This window comes from Halomicrococcus pelagicus (assembly GCF_051917725.1).
In the GTDB taxonomy this organism is placed as follows: domain Archaea; phylum Halobacteriota; class Halobacteria; order Halobacteriales; family Haladaptataceae; genus Halomicrococcus.
Genome location: NZ_JBQBLX010000001.1, coordinates 766,464 through 781,599, shown reverse-complemented (window position 1 = coordinate 781,599; position 15,136 = coordinate 766,464). Strand labels below are relative to the sequence as shown.

Here is a 15,136-nt window from a genome sequence, read left to right as displayed (position 1 = left end):
TGACCGATCGGAGGGGGACCGCTAACGTCTTTGGCCGCGCGGACGACCTGCCTCGACATGCACGAACGAGCAGCGGAGTTCCGGGAGCGCGCCCGGGAGGAACACGACTTCGACGTCGAGGTCCACGAGTTCCCGGAGGGGACGAAGACGGCCGAAGACGCCGCCGACGCCGTCGGCTGCGACGTCGCACAGATAGCGAGCAGCATCGTCATGCGCGCAGGTACCGACCTCGTCGTCGTCGTCACCAGCGGTGCGAACCGCGTGAGCGAGGCGAAACTCGCCGACCGCCGCGGCGTCCCAGAAGAGGCGGTGTCCATGGCCGACGCCGACGAGATTCGGGACGCCCTCGGCTGGTCCATCGGCGGCGTACCGCCGTTCTGCCACGACGGGGACCTGCCGGTCTACCTCGACGAAACGCTCGCGGAGTTCGAGACGGTGTGGGCTGCCGCCGGCACCCCGGAAGCGGTGTTCCCCGTCGACCCGGAAACGCTGCGGGAGTACGCCGACGCGGACGTGGCGGACGTGCGAGTTTAGACGTCCGCCGTGACCTGTGCGACGCCGTACTCGGCGGTCGTGCTGGTTTCCTTGACGACGTTACCGTCCTCCAGTACCTGGATGGTCAGCTTCGACCCGCCCCCGCCCTCCTTCTGGGCGTTCGCGGAGACGACGTTCGCGTCGGAGTCGACTTCGACGACCCTCTCGCCCACTCCGGAGATACTTCGCGACGATCCTCCGGCCGAGACGGCACCCTGCCACTCGCCGTCGTAGAGTACCCGGACGGCCAGCGGCGGGAAGCTCTCCCCTTGGGTCGTGGTGGTCGAGGCCGTCAGGTCGAGTTCGTCGGCCAGCGTCGCCCAGAGTTCGTTGGCCTTCTCGACGTGCGGCGTGCTCTCGTCGCGCTTGCGCTCGGCTGCCGCCGTATCGCCGTCCGCGGCGAGGCGCGCGGCGTCTCGCCGTATCGTCATCGCCTTCTCGACGTGCGCGTAGTAGTCGACGAGTTTCGTGAAGAGTTCGTGCAGGCGACTGCCGTCGTCTATCTTCTTCCGCCGCTCTTTCGCGTCGGTCAGCAGCGTCGTGACGCCGTCGAGTCCGTTGGCGTACTGGGTGGCGGCCTCCTCGTATCGGCCCCGCCGGTACGCGCTGTCCCCGGCCTGGAACCCCGCTTCCATCAGCCGTCTCGACTCCTGGTGGTCTTCGAGCCACGCGTCGACCTTCGACTCGGGTGACTCCTCCAGCATGCCCCCACACCCGGCCAGACCGAGCGCGCTCGCGACCCCTGCCGTCGAAAGGAACTGTCGTCTCCTCATACGCACCATTAAAATATCCTACACATAGTTGTTTTGGTAATTGTTGGCGCATTGCAGAACGTTGATTGTGCCCCGACGTCGACTCGACCCCACCCATGACCGAGCGAGGCACGTACACGCTGCTCGTGGAGCTTCGGTCGCACGCCGAGATAGCGTTCGGTGCGCGTGGCGACCGCGACCTCTCTCCTGGCTGGTACGCCTACACGGGCAGCGCGTTCGGCTCCGGCGGATTCTCGCGCGTCGAACGCCACGAGCGAGTCGCGCGCGGCGACCACGACGCGCGCCACTGGCACGTCGACTACCTGCTCGGTCATCCAGCGTCGCGCCTCGCCGACGACGTTCGGACCGCGGAACGGGACGTCGAGTGCGACGTCGCACGGCGACTCGGGGCCGACGGACCGGTCGCCGACGCGATTCCCGAGGTGTCCGGCGTCGGCGCGTCCGACTGCGACTGTCGGTCCCACCTCCACGGCCCCGCCGAGCGGGACGCGCTGGAGCGGGCGGTTCGGGCGGCACACGCCCGCTCGCGGGCCGACTGAGCCCAGTCTCTTCTTTCAACCTCTTCCGTAACTGATTCTTTACATCTCGTCCCCGGGAAGAGGGCGTTCCTGCGATTGTTTAAGTATCAGGAGACCGAACCGTTCATCATGGTCTGGTACGCCGTCGAAGCCCTGGACGACGCGGTCGAACCGGTCCGGTCGCTCCTCCTTCCGCTCGACGTTCGACAGTGGTTGAAGCTCGCGTTCGTCGTCCTCTTCCTCGGGGGGAGCGGCGCGACGCCGCCGATGACCGGGACCGGAACGCCGGGCGGGGTCGACGGTGGGACGGTGACGACCGACGACACGTTCGTCGTGCCGGACGGTTCGTTCGTTCCGTCGGAGACGCTCGTCGCCGCCGCGGTCGTGCTGGTACTCCTCGGTCTGCTCGTCGCGCTGGCGTTCGTGCTCGTCGGGTCGGTGATGGAGTTCGCATTCCTCGAGTCGCTCCGCCGCCAGCAGGTCCACGTGCGCCGATACGCCAGCGACAACTTCCGGAAGGGACTCGGCCTGTTCGTCTTTCGCATCGTCCTGTTCCTCGTCGTCTTCGTCCCGGTCGTCGGCCTCGCTCTCCTGCTGTTCCCGGGGCTGGCGACGGGGTCGCCGGCGGTCGTCGTCGGGGCGCTCGCCCTGTTCGTCCCCGCGTTCGTCGTCCTCTCGCTCGTCGTCGCGGTGGTGGACGGGTTCACGACGAACTTCGTCGTCCCCGTGATGCTGCTGCGCGACGAGGGCGTCCTCGACGGCTGGCGCACGTTCTGGCCGACGCTCCGGACGGAGTGGAAGCAGTTCGCCGTCTACGCCCTACTGCGAATCGTCCTCGCCATCGCCGCCGGAATCGCCGTCTCTCTCGTCGGCGGGTTCCTCGCCGCCGTCGTGCTGGTGCCGTTCGCGGTCGTGGCGGTCGGCGTCGTCGTCGGGTTCGGTGGCGTCTCGGCGCTGATTTCGAGCGCGGCGGGGCTGGTCGTCGTCGGCCTCCTCGCGGTCGCCTACGTGGCCGTCTTCCTGTTCGTGCTCGCGGTCGTCCGCGTCCCCGTCCAGGCGTACCTTCGCTACTACGCGCTGCTCGTGCTCGGCGACGCCGACGCGGCCCTCGACCTGATTCCGGACCTGCGCGCGGTCGTCCGAGAAGAAGAGTCGGTTTAGAGCTTCGAGTCGAGCTGTCGGCCCACGGCGTCGTCGCCGACGGGGTCGCCGTTTCGCGTCAGGTGGACCAGCGGTGCGTTCGCCATCCGGAGCCACTCGCCCTCGCCGTCACCGGCGGCGACGACCGACCGACTGGTCCGCGGCAGGCCGTTCGCCCGGGTGTCGTCGGTTCGCTCCCGGACGCCGGCGAACTGGAGCGAGCGGGCGGCGGACTCGCTGACGACGAACCGGTGGTGGGGCAGGTCGGGGTCGTGTTCGCGGAGCCCGTCGCGGTACTCGCGGGCGAGAGCGGCGGCGCGTCGGGCGTCGTCGGCGTCCGCGAACCGCGCGCCGGTGACGGGCGGCGGGCGTTCGCCCGTCTCGGCGCACGCGACGCAGAACTCCCCGTCTTCGACCGCCAGTTCCTCGATCTCGCTGCGGGCCGCCCGGAGTGTTTCGTCCATGTTTAGGCTGGCCTAACATATTTTAGGATGGCCTAAAAGCGTTGTGACCTCTCGAACTATCGGCTCTCTGGGACCAGTCCGGTGGTCGCGACGAGGCTTCACGCGCCGACGAGTCGCTCCAGCAGGTGTGCGGCGAGGTCCTTGTCCAGTGGGTCGTTCGCGTTCCCGCAGTGGGGCGACTGAACGCAGGCCGGACAGCCGGCGTCGCAGTGGCAGTTCCGTATCATCTCCGCCGTGTTGTCCATCAGTTCCTCGACTGTCTCGTACCCCTCGCGCGTGAGTCCGACGCCGCCGGGGTAGCCGTCGTAGATGAACACGGTGCTCGCCCCGGTGTGGGGGTGGAGCGGCGTCGAGAGACCGCCGATGTCGCGGCGGTCGCAGAGCAGTTCGAGCGGGAACAGCGATATCATGCCGTGCTCGGCGGCGTGGATGGCTCCGTTGAAACTCCCGTCCATCGCCCGGAGTTCGCGGTCGAGCGAGTCGGGAACGGTGAAGTACAGCGCCTTCGTCCGGAGGGGCAGTTCCGGCAGCGAGAGCGATTCGCGGCCGAGCGTCTCCCCGCGGGAGGCGTCGCGGCGCTCGAACCCCGTGATGGTCTTTCGCATCGTCACGTCGGCGAACCGGACGACGCAGTCGTCGCGGGTCGACAGCGTCTTCTCCGCCAGGTCCGTCTCGACGGTTATCTCCTTGTCGTGGAGGACCCGGGTGTAGTAGTCCGCCCACGTCGGCGACAGTTCCGCCACGTCGCGCTCCAGGTCGAGGTCGACCACCTCGTAACTCTGGCCCTGGTGGTGGTAGATCGCTCCCGGGTGGACGTCGGTCAGGGCGTCCCCGAACGGCAGCGAGGCGATGACGTCGCCCGTGGAGCGGTCGAGCACGTCGACCTCGCGGTCGTCGATGGTCCGCAGGCTCATCTCGTGCTGGGGGCTGCCGCCGCCGTCGTACGTCCAGCGTACCCCGGCGTCGGTCTGGCGGCGTTCGAGGTCGCCCTCGGATTCGAGGTCCGCCACGAGGTCGGGAAACGACTCCCCGAAGTGTTCCTCGTCGTCGGGCGACAGCCACGTCTCGCGCGCCGCGGACGTGACGTGGTCCGGCAGCAGTTCGTCGTTCGCGGGGTTGACGACTGCCCGCTCGGGGTCGCCCTCGAAGAACTCGTCGGGGTTGCTCATCAGGTACTGGTCGAGCTGGTCCTCGCCCGCGACGAGCGCGACGAGGCTAGCGTCGTCGCCGCGGCCCGCGCGACCGGCCTGCTGGAACGCCGCCATCCGCGTGCCGGGGTAGCCGTCGAGCAGCACGGCGTCCAGTTCGCCGATGTCGACGCCGAGTTCGAGCGCGTTCGTGCTCCACGCGCCCCTGACGTCCCCCGAGTGGAGACCCGTTTCGAGCTCCCGGCGGCGGTCGTTCCGGAGCGCCGCCTGGTAGGCCGCGATGCTGTCGGCGAGGTCGCTCCGGCCGCGCTCTCTGAGGTCCTCCTCGCTCTGCATGGCGTACTGCTCGGCGGCCTGCCGCGCTCGCGTGAAGGCGAGCGTCTGGTGGTCCCGGGCGACGAGGTCGACGAACAGGCGTCTCGTCTCGGTGTGGTTCGACCGCCTGCGGGTCGTGGCGCCGTCCTCGTACTCCGGCGGGTTCCACAGCAGCCAGTGGGTCGGCCCCGTGACGCTCGCGTCCTCGTCGACGAGACGGAACGACGACTGGGGACGCCCCGTCACGCCGCTGGCGTGCTCGACGGGGTTGCCGATGGTCGCCGAACAGCAGACGACGTCCGGGTCCGCGTCGAAGCGGTCGCAGATCCGCGCCAGCCGCCGGAAGACGAGCGCGACGTGGCTGCCGAAGACGCCGCGGTACTCGTGGACCTCGTCGACGACGACGGTTTCGAGTCCCTCGAAGAACCAGTCCCAGAGGCGGTGGGCGTACGGCAACAGCGCGTAGTGGAGCATGTCCGGCGTCGTCAGCACGACCGTCGGCCGGCGGTCGCGGACGTCCCGCTTCTCCCCCTTGTCGAGCCGGCCGGTGTACTGGTCGACGGAGACGCGACTGCCGAAGCCGAGGTCGCGGGCGAGTTCGGACAGCGTCTCCTCCTGGTCGTTGATGAGCGCGTTCTGTGGCGCGACGTAGAGCGTGCGTCCGCCGTGGTCCATCGCGCGCTCGAACGCCGGGACGGTGTACGCGAGGCTCTTCCCGCTGGCGGTCCGCGTCGCGAGCACGACGTTCTCGCCGTCGCGGACCGCGTCGATAGCGTCCGCCTGATGACGGTAGAAGCGCTCGATGCCTCTGGACGCGAGCGCCGATTCGAGCCGCGATTCGACCGCGACCTCGCGGAACTCGCCGTCGCTCCCGGCGAGCGTCTCGTGCCGTTCGATCTGGCCCTCGTAGTACGGGCGGCCGCGAAGCCAGTCGATGGTCTCCTGCACTGGTCCCGTCTTGGTGACGGGGGGTCTAACGCGTTTCGTCGCCCGCGGCGTTTCGCGTTCTCGTCGAGCGTTCGCTTACGATACGTCGGCGAGCGCCGAACGGTACAGTGCCCGTCGAGGAACCACCGCGATACTCGTCGCGGAAACGGCCACGACGCTTTTACCAGAGGGATCGGGTTTCGGTATATCAAAACTTCGTTCGGAATCATAAATCAGATTTTAAGTAACAGAAATACTATTTCGCAAAACGAGGGTAAAACTATGTCTGACGAAGAAAAGCAGCACGCCTCGGGAAGCATCGCACCGGGTGATACGAGCAAGCGAGTCGGGAAGGAGTTCGTCCGCGAGCGCGGCGGCGACCCCGACGAAATCTGCGAGAAGCTCGTCGACGCCATCGGCGCGGAGTTCACCACATACTACTACTACACCAACCTCCGCTGCTATCTCGCCGGCGAGGAGGATTACAAGGAGATAACGGAGGACGCCCGTCTCGAAGACCGCGCGCACTTCGAACTCGTCTTCCCGCGGGTCTTCGAACTCGGCGGCAAACTGCCGACCGACATCCGCGACTTCGCGGACCGCGCGTCCTGTCCGGACGCCGAACTGCCGGACGACCCGACGCCGGAGAACATACTCGAAGTTCTGCTGGAGGCCGAACGCTGTGCCATCCGCACGTGGGCCGAGGTCTGTGACATGACCGAGGGATGCGACCCGCGCACCTACGACATGGCCCAGCGCATCCTCAACGAGGAGATCGATCACGAGGCGTGGTTCATCGAACTCCTCAGCAAGGAGCGCGACGACGAGGTCAATCCGGCCGGCCACTTCGTCCGCGGCGAACCCGGCGACGCGCCGTACTCGACGAACAACCGGTTCAACGACTCGGCGTAACGCGACGACCGCCGTTCCTTTTCGAGCGAGACGCTCCGACGACCCCCTCGTCGAGTCGCAACTCCTGCTCCCGAACTGGCAAGAAACGTTAAGGGTTCGTTAACCGTTCGCGTGGTCGGGGGGAACCAAAATGGCAGACGACGAACGACGACACGGTTCAGGAAGCGTCGAACCGGGAAGTACCGACAAACGAGTGGGGATGGAGACGCTTCGCGACCGGGGGCTCGACCCAGAGGAACTCCGGGAGCGACTCGTCGACGCTATCGGTGCCGAGTTCTCGACGTACTACTACTACACGAACCTCCGGATGCACCTCGCCGGTCACGAGGACTACAAGGAGATAACGGAGGACGCCCGCCTCGAAGACCGCGCACACTTCGAACTGGTCGCCCCTCGGGTGTACGAACTCGGGGGACACCTTCCCTACGACATCGGCGAGTTCATGGGACGGGCCTCCTGCCCGCACGCGGAGTTGCCGGTGCCCCACGAGGGAGAGGAACCGGACCTCTCGAACCTCGACGCCGAAGGCGTCCTCGAGGTCCTGCTGGAGGCCGAGCGGTGCGCCATCCGCACGTGGAGCGAAATCTGCGACATGACCCAGGGGAAGGACCCGCGCACCTACGACATGGCCAGCCGCATCCTGCAGGAGGAGATAGAACACGAGGCGTGGTTCGTCGAACTCCTCAGCATGGAGCGCGACGGCGAGATAAACCCGGCCGGCCACTTCGTCCGCGGCGAACCCGGCGAGGCGCCGTACTCGACGAACAACCGCATCAACGACTCGGCGTAAACGACACGCTCATCCGTTTTTGGTTGGTATCCTCTCCCGTGAGTAGTTACTCCGTCGACATCGAGGTGCCGGAGGACTGTGACGTCGACCAGGCCGGCGAGACGGTGACCATCGACGTCCCCGAAGACGAGTACGTCCTCGCCGCCGCGCGTTCCGAGGGCGTCTGGCTCCCCGCCGACTGCCAGCAGGGTTGGTGTACGACCTGCGCCGCCGAACTCCTCTCCGGCGAGGTCGACCAGTCCGACGCCCGCCGCTACTTCGAGGAGGACGAGGACGCGAACCTGATTCTTCCCTGCACCGCGAAACCGCGCTCGGACCTGACGATTCGGGCCTGCCAGTACGAGGAGATGCTCGACCACCGCGCCGCCCACGACAGGCCGCCGGGCAACTCCAAGCGCTGAACGCGTCGACCGCGGACGCTTATGCTCCGGGAGCCCGTATCTACGTCCATGAGCGACTACGACGCCGTGCTCGTCTTCGACGGGGACTGTCCGTTCTGCTCGGCGGCCGCCTCCGCGCTCCGGCGACTCCGGGACGTCGGCGCGATATCGTGGGAGGACGACGCCGCCCAGACGTTCCTCCGGGCGCAGTTCGGCGAAACGCCGTTCGCGCTCGTCCTCGCCGACCGCCGGACCGGGACGGTGTACGTCGGCCGCGAGGCCGCCCGCGAACTCTGTGACCGCGCCGGGATGCCGACGCTCGTTCAGGACATCGTCGGCGAGAACTACGAGTCCGTCGCGGACGCCATCCGGACCGTGACGGGCGTGGACGGCGACCCCGACCCCTACCACGGGACCTATCCGCTGGCCGAGAACGCCGACGCCGCGTTCGACGAGCTCGTCGCGAACGCCGGACACACCGTGAAGGTCCGCGGGTAATGACACTGCCGGAGCCCGGAGAACTAAACGCGGGGTCCGCCTATCTCTCGTCGTGTTCCCCGACATCGAGTACCTCGAATGGATAACGGGTCGCCCCGAGCGGGCGGACCACGACCTCGGGTCGAGCGACCTGCGCCGGAGACGACCGGAGGGAGAGGGCGTCGTCCCGCCGGCGCTCGAGGACCTCCCCGCCCCGCCGTCCGACGTCGGCCTCGACGCCCTGCTCGCGGACGCGTACGGCGTCGGCACCGAGAACGTCCTCGTCACGGCGGGCGCGACCCACGCCAACTTCCTCGCGGTCGCCGCGGCGTTCGACGGCGATGAGGAAGCGGCGGACGACGACGAGGAGTCGCGACGCGAGCGCGTGCTCGTCGAGAAGCCGGGGTACGAACCGCTGACGGCGACTCCCCAGGGGTTCGGCGCGACCGTCGACCGCTTCCGCCGCACGCCGGACGACGACTACGCGCTCGACCCGGACCGCATCGCCGGCGCCGTCACGGACGCGACCCGGTGTATCACGGTGACGAACCGCCACAACCCGAGCGGTCGACTGTCGGACCGCGAGACGCTTACCGCCGCGAGTCGCGTCGCGGAAGACGCCGGAGTCCCCCTGCTCGTCGACGAGGTGTACGCGCCGTTCGACGGGGAGCGCGGCGACGGCCCGCTCGGCGGTCCGACCGCGGCCGACCTGCCGAACGCCGTCGTGACGAACTCGCTGACGAAGTTCCACGGACTCGGCTCGCTGCAGGTCGGGTGGCTCGTCGCCGACGAGTCGTTCGTCGAGCGCGCGCGGTCGGTCGGGTTCCACGTCCCGGGCGTCGCCGGACCGAGCGTGGCGCTCGCGCGTCGCGCGCTCCACGACGAGCGCCGGCGGAGCGAGGCCCCCGCCGACGCTGACGCCGGTCGTCTCGACGGCGACTCGCGCGCACGCATCGCCGAGAACCACGACCTGCTCGCCTCCTTCGTCGCAGACCGCGACGACCTCCACGGCTTCGTCGCGCCCGGTTGCACGTACGGCTTCCTCGCCCACGAGTCCGCGGACGGCGACGAAATCGCCGAGGCGGCGTGGGAGGCGGGCGTCCTCGTCGTTCCCGGGCGCTTTTTCGCCGACGCCGACCGGTTCCGGCTGAGCCTCGGTCGCGACCCCTCGGCGGCCCGCGCGGGACTGGACGCGTTCGGCGACGTGCTCGACTCGCTCTGACGGGTCGACTCCGTGCGGGGAGTACGGTTACCTGCCGCCGGAACGTAGCCGTCCCCGTGCTCCCGTCGCTCCACCTGGACTGGCGACACGTCCTGTTCGCCAACTGGTCCGTCGACCCCGAACTGGTCGCCAGACAGGTTCCCGACGCGCTGGACGTCCAGACACGGGACGGCCAGGCGTGGCTCTCCGTCGTCCCGTTCACGAACGTCAACGTCCGCCCGAGGCTGACCCCGAAACGGCTCGGTCGACGTCTCCCGGAACTCAACCTCCGAACGTACGTCACCTGCGACGGCGAGCCAGGCATCTACTTCTTCAACCTCGACGCCGACGGTCTCCTGAGCGTGCTCGGCGCGCGCCTCTCCCACCACCTGCCGTACTACTACGCCGACATCGACCTCTCGGTCGCGGACGGGGAGGTCCGCTTCGAGAGCCGCCGCCGCCATCCGGGTTCGCGCCCGGTCCGCGTCTCGGCCACGTATCGGCCGACCGGCGAGCAGTTCCGGTCCGACCCGGGGTCGCTGGCCGAGTTCCTCACCGAGCGTCACTGCCTCTTCACCGAGGCACAGGACGGGTCGATACGCTACACGACCGTGGCCCACGAACGATGGCCGCTGTACGACGCGGAGGCGACCGTCGACGCCGAGGACCTCTTTCGCGCCAACGGCTTCGACCGTCCCGCGGGCGACGCCGTGTTCTACTACAGTCCGGGAGTCGACACGCTGGCGTCGCCCAGTCGCCACCTGGAGTAGCGACTCGACCGTCCCGAGGGCGACGCCTGGTCGTCCGACTCGTCAGCGTTGCGAGGGGGGACAACGTAAAACGTCTCGACGGCGTACGAGTACTGCTGTGCCAGAGGACGACGACCTTAGCTCCATCACGGGACTGCCGGAGGAACTCGGTATCGAAGAAGACCTCGGGCGGACGGAGCAACGAATCACGATACGAACGGAGAAACGCCGGTACGACAAGCCGGTCACCATCGTCACGGGTCTCGACCCGAACGACGTCGACGTCGGCGACCTCGCGTCCGAGTTGAAGAGCAAGGTCGCCAGCGGGGGGACGGTGAACGACGACGACGAGATAGAACTCCAGGGGGACCACCGCGACCGCGTTCGGGAGATACTGACCGACAAGGGATTCACGGTCGAGTAGCGCGGAACGGGCGGGGATTCCGGACGAGGCGGGCGTTTCTCTTCTGCCGGCGGTAGCCGCTGCCCTGCGTCCGTCGGAGCCCGACGCTCACGGCTCACTCGCCGAACTTCGACTCCTCGCGGTCCCGGAGTTCGACGCGGCGGATCTTCCCGCTGGACGTCTTGGGCAGTTCGTCGACGAACTCGACCCGGCGGGGGTACTTGTACGGCGCAGTCTCCGCTTTCATGTACTCCTGTAGCTCTTCGACGAGTTCGTCGCCGCCCTCGCGGCCCTCGGCGAGCACGACGTACGCCTTGACGACGTTCCCGCGCTCCTCGTGCGGGCTGGCGACCGCGGCCGCCTCGGTGACGGCCTCGTGGCCGACGAGGGCGTCCTCCACCTCGAACGGGCCGATGCGGTAGCCCGAGGAGATGATGATGTCGTCGGCCCGGCCCTCGAAGAAGAAGTAGCCGTCCTCGTCGCGGGAGGCGAGGTCGCCGGTCCGGTAGTAGTCGCCGGCGAACGTCCGCTCGTCCAGGTGGGGCTTCTCGAAGTAGCCGTCGAAGATGGCGGGGCTGTCGACCGGCACCGCTATCTCGCCGATGTCGCCCGGTTCGACCGCCTCGTCGTCGTCGTCGAGCAGCGTCACGTCGATGCCCGGCACGGGTTTGCCCATGCTGCCGGGCTTCACGTCGATGTCGGGGTAGTTCGTCACGAGCGCGACCGTCTCGGTCTGGCCGTAGCCGTCTCGCGGGGTGACGCCGAACGCCTCCTCGAACGCCTGGATGGGCTCGCGGTTGAGCGGTTCGCCGGCCGACACCGCCTCCGTGAGCGAGAGGTCGTACGCGTCGAGGTCGGGCTGCTGGGCGAACATCCGGTACTGGGTCGGGACGGCACAGAGGCGGGTCACGCCCTCCTCCTCCAGGAGGTCGAGGAACGTCTCCGCGTCGAACTCGCCGGCGTAGAGGAACTGCGGCGCGCCGGTCGTCAGCGCGACGCCGACGGGGCTCCAGAACCACTTCGCCCACCCCGTGCCGGTCGTCGCCCACAGTAGTTCGTCCGAGAAGTCGGTGTCGCGGTCGACGCCCCACCAGTAGCGTCCGTTGACGCGCTCGAAGCAGTGCATCCAGCGGTGGCGGTGGAGCACGGGCTTGGGCTGGCCGGTCGTTCCGCTGGTGTAGTTGATGGACATCGGGTCCGACGCCGACAGGTCGGGACCGTCGTGGTCGGCGGCCGCGCCGTCGAGCAGGTCCGAGAAGGACCGCCAGTCCGCCGCGCGTTCGCTCCCGTCGGTCTCGTCGTCGCCCAGCACGACGAAGGTGTCGAGCGGCGTCTCCGCCACGACGTCCTCGACCATGTCGGTCAGGTCGGCGTGACACACCATCGTCGTCGCGTCGCAGTCGTTCGCGCGGAAGGCGATGTCCTTCGGTTTCAGCATGGCCGAGGAGGGGACGAGAATCGCGCCGCGAGCCAGCGCGCCGAGTTGCACCGCGAACACGTCCGGGTCGCGCGGCAGGAGATGCATCACGCGGTCGCCCTCGCCGACGCCCAGCGCTTCGAGGGCGTTGGCGAACCGGTTCGCGTCGTCGCGCAGGTCGGCGTAGGTGCGCTCTTCCTCGCGGCCCGCTTCGTCCCGGAATCGCACGGCGAGTCGGTCGCCGAAGGCGTCTGCGTGGTCCTCGACGACCGCCGGGATGGCGTAGTCGTCCGGAATCTCCCACTGGAACGACTCGCGTTCGCGCTGATAATCGATCTCCATGACGGAGGAAACGTGTACCTTCGATTATTTGGATTTATCGAGACGTATAAGGAAGTTGACTCCCCCGACCGGCGCGGCCCGGGGACGACGGCGGTCACGGGGACGTTCGGGGGCGGGACGTCGAGGCGGAACAGACAACCTTTTAGGGTAGCCTAAACCATCACGTACCGAGAGAGATGAGCGAGGAGGACATCTGCGTCGTCGTACCGACCATCCGGGAACCGGAGTGCGTGCGCGACTACGTCGGAAACGCCCGCGACCACGGCTTCGACACCGACCGCCTGCACTTCGTGCTGGTCACCGAATCGTTCTGCGACACCGACGCGATGGAGGCGATGCTCGACGACCTCGCCGTCTCGGGTGGGGTGTTCGACGGTCCCCGCCGCGAACGGTGGTTCGACGAGCGCGGCGTCGCGGAGTACGACCATCTGGTCCCCGAGGCCAGCCACGCCCAGACCAGTTTCGGGCTGCTGTACCTCTGGGCGGGCGACTTCGAGTACGGCGTCTTCGTCGACGACGACACCCGTCCCCTGCCGGGCGTGGACTACTTCGGTCGCCACCTCCGGAACCTCCGGTACGAGGGGGAGATCGAGCGAGTGTCCTCCGACGAGAACTGGGTGAACGTCCTCTACCAGAACGCCGACGAGCACGGCCTCTACCCCCGGGGCTACCCCTACTCGGCGATGGACGAGGAGACGGCGACGGAGCAGACCTGCGTCGGCGACGTGGTCGCCTCGCAGGGCCTCTGGACGAACGTGCCCGACCTCGACGCCGTCCGCATCCTGATGGACGGCGACCTCCGGGGACAGGCCCAGACGCGCACGTCCCCGGCGGACTACGGCGAGAACTTCGTCGCCGCGCCGGGGAACTACCTCACGGTCTGCTCGATGAACCTCGCGTTCCGCCGGGAGGTCGTCCCCGCGTTCTACCAGTTGCCGATGGACGACAACCCCTGGGACGTGGGGCGGTTCGACGACATCTGGAGCGGCGTCTTCCTCAAGCGCGCCTGCGACGTGCTCGGCAAGCAGATCGTCAACGGCGCGCCGCTCTGCCGACACGACAAGGCCCCGCGCTCGACGTTCGGCGACCTCAGCAACGAGGTCGCCGGCCTGGAACTGAACGAGCACCTCTGGACGCTCGTCGCGGGAGACGGCGAGGAGGCGGACTCGTTCGCCGAGGCGTACGCGGCGATGGCGGCCACGCTCGCCGACGGCGACTACGACGAGTACGAGAACGGCGCGTTCCTCAACTACGTCGGCGAGCACATGGTGGACTGGCTCGCCTGCCTCGACGAACTCGACGCCGCCCGCGAACCGGTCCCGGCCGACGACTAGGTCCGGAGCGACGCGCGGTCCACGTCGCTTCTCGCGACGGCCCCCGCCACGACGACCTCGGTCCCGTCCGGTCCACGGAATAAACCGGTAGGTATAAGCGCTTTAGGCCGGCCTAATCTATGATATGGAGCGACGCGACTCCGCTGGCTACGAAGGCAACGACGGGGGTCGCCGCCGGTTTCTGGCCGCAGTTGGTGCCGGTGCCGTCGGCGCGACGGCCGGCTGTCTCGGCGGACTGATGGACGGCAACGACGGCGGTGGTGGTGGGGGCGGAAACAACAGCACCGACGTCGCGGGCCAGATAGGCTCGGGACGGTCGCCGTTCGGCAACCGCGGGCCACCCGGCGGCACGTCGATGCAGGAGATGCCGGACCTGAAGGGCAAGCTAACTCTCTACTCGGGGCGCGGACAGGCGCTCGTCGGCGAACTCATCGGATTCATCGAGAACCTCTACGACGGCTTCGAGGTCAAGACGCAGTACGGCGGCTCGACCGAACTCGTCCAGCAGATCCAGACCGAGGGGAAAAACAGCCCTGCCGACGTGTTCTACTCCGTCAACGCGGGGTCGCTGGGGATGCTCTCGGAGGCCGGTCGAACGGCGAAGCTCCCGAAGGACGTGTTGACGATGGTCGACGAGCGGTTCCGCGACCCCCAGGGCGAGTGGGTCGGTACCTCCGGGCGCGCGCGGTCCGTTCCGTTCAACACGAACGCGTTCGACGAGGGCGCGATTCCGAACGACATCTTCGCGTTCCCGAACCAGAAGAAGTTCGACGGCAAGATGGGGTGGGCACCCTCCTACGGTTCGTTCCAGGCGTTCGTCACCGCGATGCGCCTGTTGAACGGCCGGCAGAAGACCAAGCAGTGGCTCCAGGCGATGAAGCGCGAGAAGATCGTCAAGAACTACTCCGACGAGTTCCTCGTCGCGCAGGCGGTCGCCCGCGGCGAAATCAAGGCGGGGTTCACGAACCACTACTACATCCAGCGCGTACTCGCCGGGAACGAGAACGCCTCCATCGGCACCGCGTTCACGAAGAACGACGCGGGGTCGATGTTCAACGTCGCGGGTGCGGCCGTGGTGAACACGACCGGCAAGCAGCAACTGGCGTCGAACTTCGTCCGCCACCTGCTCTCGGCCGAGGCCCAGGAGTACTTCGCCGTGAAGACCTACGAGTATCCGCTGATTCCCGAAGTCGAGCCGCTCGGCCGCCTGCCGACCATCGACGAACTCGAACCGCCGGCCGACCTCGACCTCGGCCAGCTCTCGAAGCTGAAACCGACGCTCGACATCCTTCGAGAGGTCGGACTCCTCTGA

16 protein-coding genes are annotated in these 15,136 nt (G+C 68.1%); 12 read left to right on the top strand and 4 right to left on the bottom strand.

The annotated features are described in order from the left end of the window. Positions 1-57: 57 nt before the first annotated feature. Positions 58-534: a YbaK/EbsC family protein gene (locus ACTF4R_RS04205; protein WP_433630745.1), complete on the top strand. Its 477-nt coding sequence runs from the start codon at positions 58-60 to the stop codon at positions 532-534. On the opposite strand, the gene ACTF4R_RS04200 is transcribed toward ACTF4R_RS04205, so the two are convergent. Continuing rightward, on the bottom strand, positions 531-1,307 hold the full coding sequence (locus tag ACTF4R_RS04200; RefSeq protein ID WP_440006479.1) for a hypothetical protein: 777 nt from the start codon (positions 1,305-1,307) through the stop codon (positions 531-533). The genes ACTF4R_RS04205 and ACTF4R_RS04200 overlap by 4 nt on opposite strands. 95 nt (positions 1,308-1,402) lie before the next feature. Between ACTF4R_RS04200 and ACTF4R_RS04195 the strand changes: the two genes are divergently transcribed. Together ACTF4R_RS04195 and ACTF4R_RS04190 are read left to right on the top strand one after the other, a co-directional pair. Next, positions 1,403-1,846, top strand: a complete 444-nt coding sequence (locus ACTF4R_RS04195) for a GIY-YIG nuclease family protein (protein ID WP_440006477.1) — start codon at positions 1,403-1,405, stop codon at positions 1,844-1,846. 108 nt (positions 1,847-1,954) lie between these two features. After that, positions 1,955-2,986 (top strand): DUF7544 domain-containing protein, encoded by a 1,032-nt coding sequence (locus tag ACTF4R_RS04190; RefSeq protein WP_440006475.1) that lies wholly within the window; start codon positions 1,955-1,957, stop codon positions 2,984-2,986. Here ACTF4R_RS04190 and ACTF4R_RS04185 read toward each other — a convergent pair. Both ACTF4R_RS04185 and ACTF4R_RS04180 read right to left on the bottom strand, forming a co-directional pair. Next, positions 2,983-3,429, bottom strand: coding sequence for a DUF7552 domain-containing protein (locus ACTF4R_RS04185; protein WP_440006473.1), 447 nt, complete (start codon positions 3,427-3,429; stop codon positions 2,983-2,985). The genes ACTF4R_RS04190 and ACTF4R_RS04185 overlap by 4 nt on opposite strands. Before the next feature lie 98 nt (positions 3,430-3,527). Then, the gene (locus ACTF4R_RS04180) at positions 3,528-5,840 is read right to left on the bottom strand and encodes a DEAD/DEAH box helicase (protein ID WP_440006471.1); all 2,313 of its coding nucleotides are present in this window, start codon (positions 5,838-5,840) and stop codon (positions 3,528-3,530) included. A 261-nt stretch (positions 5,841-6,101) separates the two neighbouring features. Here ACTF4R_RS04180 and dps (ACTF4R_RS04175) point away from each other — a divergent pair, with 261 nt between their 5' ends. The 7 genes from dps (ACTF4R_RS04175) (at position 6,102) to yciH (ending at position 10,752) form a co-directional block, all read left to right on the top strand. Then, positions 6,102-6,731 (top strand): DNA protection during starvation protein, encoded by a 630-nt coding sequence (gene dps / locus ACTF4R_RS04175; protein ID WP_433630761.1) that lies wholly within the window; start codon positions 6,102-6,104, stop codon positions 6,729-6,731. 130 nt (positions 6,732-6,861) lie between these two features. Beyond that, complete coding sequence (gene dps / locus ACTF4R_RS04170) at positions 6,862-7,521, top strand: DNA protection during starvation protein (protein WP_440006469.1); 660 nt, start codon at positions 6,862-6,864, stop codon at positions 7,519-7,521. 38 nt (positions 7,522-7,559) lie between these two features. Beyond that, positions 7,560-7,922, top strand: coding sequence for a 2Fe-2S iron-sulfur cluster-binding protein (locus ACTF4R_RS04165; RefSeq protein WP_440006467.1), 363 nt, complete (start codon positions 7,560-7,562; stop codon positions 7,920-7,922). 48 nt (positions 7,923-7,970) lie between these two features. Next, the gene (locus ACTF4R_RS04160) at positions 7,971-8,399 is read left to right on the top strand and encodes a DCC1-like thiol-disulfide oxidoreductase family protein (protein WP_440006466.1); all 429 of its coding nucleotides are present in this window, start codon (positions 7,971-7,973) and stop codon (positions 8,397-8,399) included. A 52-nt stretch (positions 8,400-8,451) separates the two neighbouring features. Continuing rightward, a complete protein-coding gene (locus tag ACTF4R_RS04155) occupies positions 8,452-9,600 on the top strand; it encodes a pyridoxal phosphate-dependent aminotransferase (RefSeq protein ID WP_440006465.1) in 1,149 nt (382 codons plus the stop codon). 56 nt (positions 9,601-9,656) lie between these two features. Beyond that, the gene (locus ACTF4R_RS04150) at positions 9,657-10,349 is read left to right on the top strand and encodes a YqjF family protein (protein ID WP_440006463.1); all 693 of its coding nucleotides are present in this window, start codon (positions 9,657-9,659) and stop codon (positions 10,347-10,349) included. A gap of 97 nt (positions 10,350-10,446) precedes the next feature. Then, positions 10,447-10,752 carry a stress response translation initiation inhibitor YciH gene (gene yciH / locus ACTF4R_RS04145; protein ID WP_113275936.1) on the top strand — a complete coding sequence of 102 codons (306 nt, stop codon included), beginning with the start codon at positions 10,447-10,449 and terminating at the stop codon, positions 10,750-10,752. Between the two features lie 94 nt (positions 10,753-10,846). Here the strand turns inward: yciH and ACTF4R_RS04140 are convergent, their stop codons facing one another. Then, entirely contained in the window at positions 10,847-12,490 is a 1,644-nt protein-coding gene (locus ACTF4R_RS04140; protein ID WP_440006462.1) for an acetate--CoA ligase, read from the bottom strand. A gap of 176 nt (positions 12,491-12,666) precedes the next feature. On the opposite strand from ACTF4R_RS04140, the gene ACTF4R_RS04135 reads away from it, so the two are divergent. Continuing rightward, positions 12,667-13,824 carry an alpha-1 4-glucan-protein synthase gene (locus ACTF4R_RS04135; RefSeq protein ID WP_440006460.1) on the top strand — a complete coding sequence of 386 codons (1,158 nt, stop codon included), beginning with the start codon at positions 12,667-12,669 and terminating at the stop codon, positions 13,822-13,824. A 124-nt stretch (positions 13,825-13,948) separates the two neighbouring features. Beyond that, on the top strand, positions 13,949-15,136 hold the full coding sequence (locus ACTF4R_RS04130) for an extracellular solute-binding protein (protein ID WP_440006458.1): 1,188 nt from the start codon (positions 13,949-13,951) through the stop codon (positions 15,134-15,136).

What these genes read in the sequence shown, in the direction of transcription:
- ACTF4R_RS04205 (WP_433630745.1), top strand. Translation starts at nt 58, where the DNA reads ATGCACGAACGAGCAGCGGAGTTCCGGGAGCGCGCCCGGGAGGAACAC.
- ACTF4R_RS04200 (WP_440006479.1), bottom strand. Translation starts at nt 1,307, where the DNA reads ATGAGGAGACGACAGTTCCTTTCGACGGCAGGGGTCGCGAGCGCGCTC.
- ACTF4R_RS04195 (WP_440006477.1), top strand. Translation starts at nt 1,403, where the DNA reads ATGACCGAGCGAGGCACGTACACGCTGCTCGTGGAGCTTCGGTCGCAC.
- ACTF4R_RS04190 (WP_440006475.1), top strand. Translation starts at nt 1,955, where the DNA reads ATGGTCTGGTACGCCGTCGAAGCCCTGGACGACGCGGTCGAACCGGTC.
- ACTF4R_RS04185 (WP_440006473.1), bottom strand. Translation starts at nt 3,429, where the DNA reads ATGGACGAAACACTCCGGGCGGCCCGCAGCGAGATCGAGGAACTGGCG.
- dps (WP_433630761.1), top strand. Translation starts at nt 6,102, where the DNA reads ATGTCTGACGAAGAAAAGCAGCACGCCTCGGGAAGCATCGCACCGGGT.
- dps (WP_440006469.1), top strand. Translation starts at nt 6,862, where the DNA reads ATGGCAGACGACGAACGACGACACGGTTCAGGAAGCGTCGAACCGGGA.
- ACTF4R_RS04160 (WP_440006466.1), top strand. Translation starts at nt 7,971, where the DNA reads ATGAGCGACTACGACGCCGTGCTCGTCTTCGACGGGGACTGTCCGTTC.
- ACTF4R_RS04140 (WP_440006462.1), bottom strand. Translation starts at nt 12,490, where the DNA reads ATGGAGATCGATTATCAGCGCGAACGCGAGTCGTTCCAGTGGGAGATT.
- ACTF4R_RS04135 (WP_440006460.1), top strand. Translation starts at nt 12,667, where the DNA reads ATGAGCGAGGAGGACATCTGCGTCGTCGTACCGACCATCCGGGAACCG.
- ACTF4R_RS04130 (WP_440006458.1), top strand. Translation starts at nt 13,949, where the DNA reads ATGGAGCGACGCGACTCCGCTGGCTACGAAGGCAACGACGGGGGTCGC.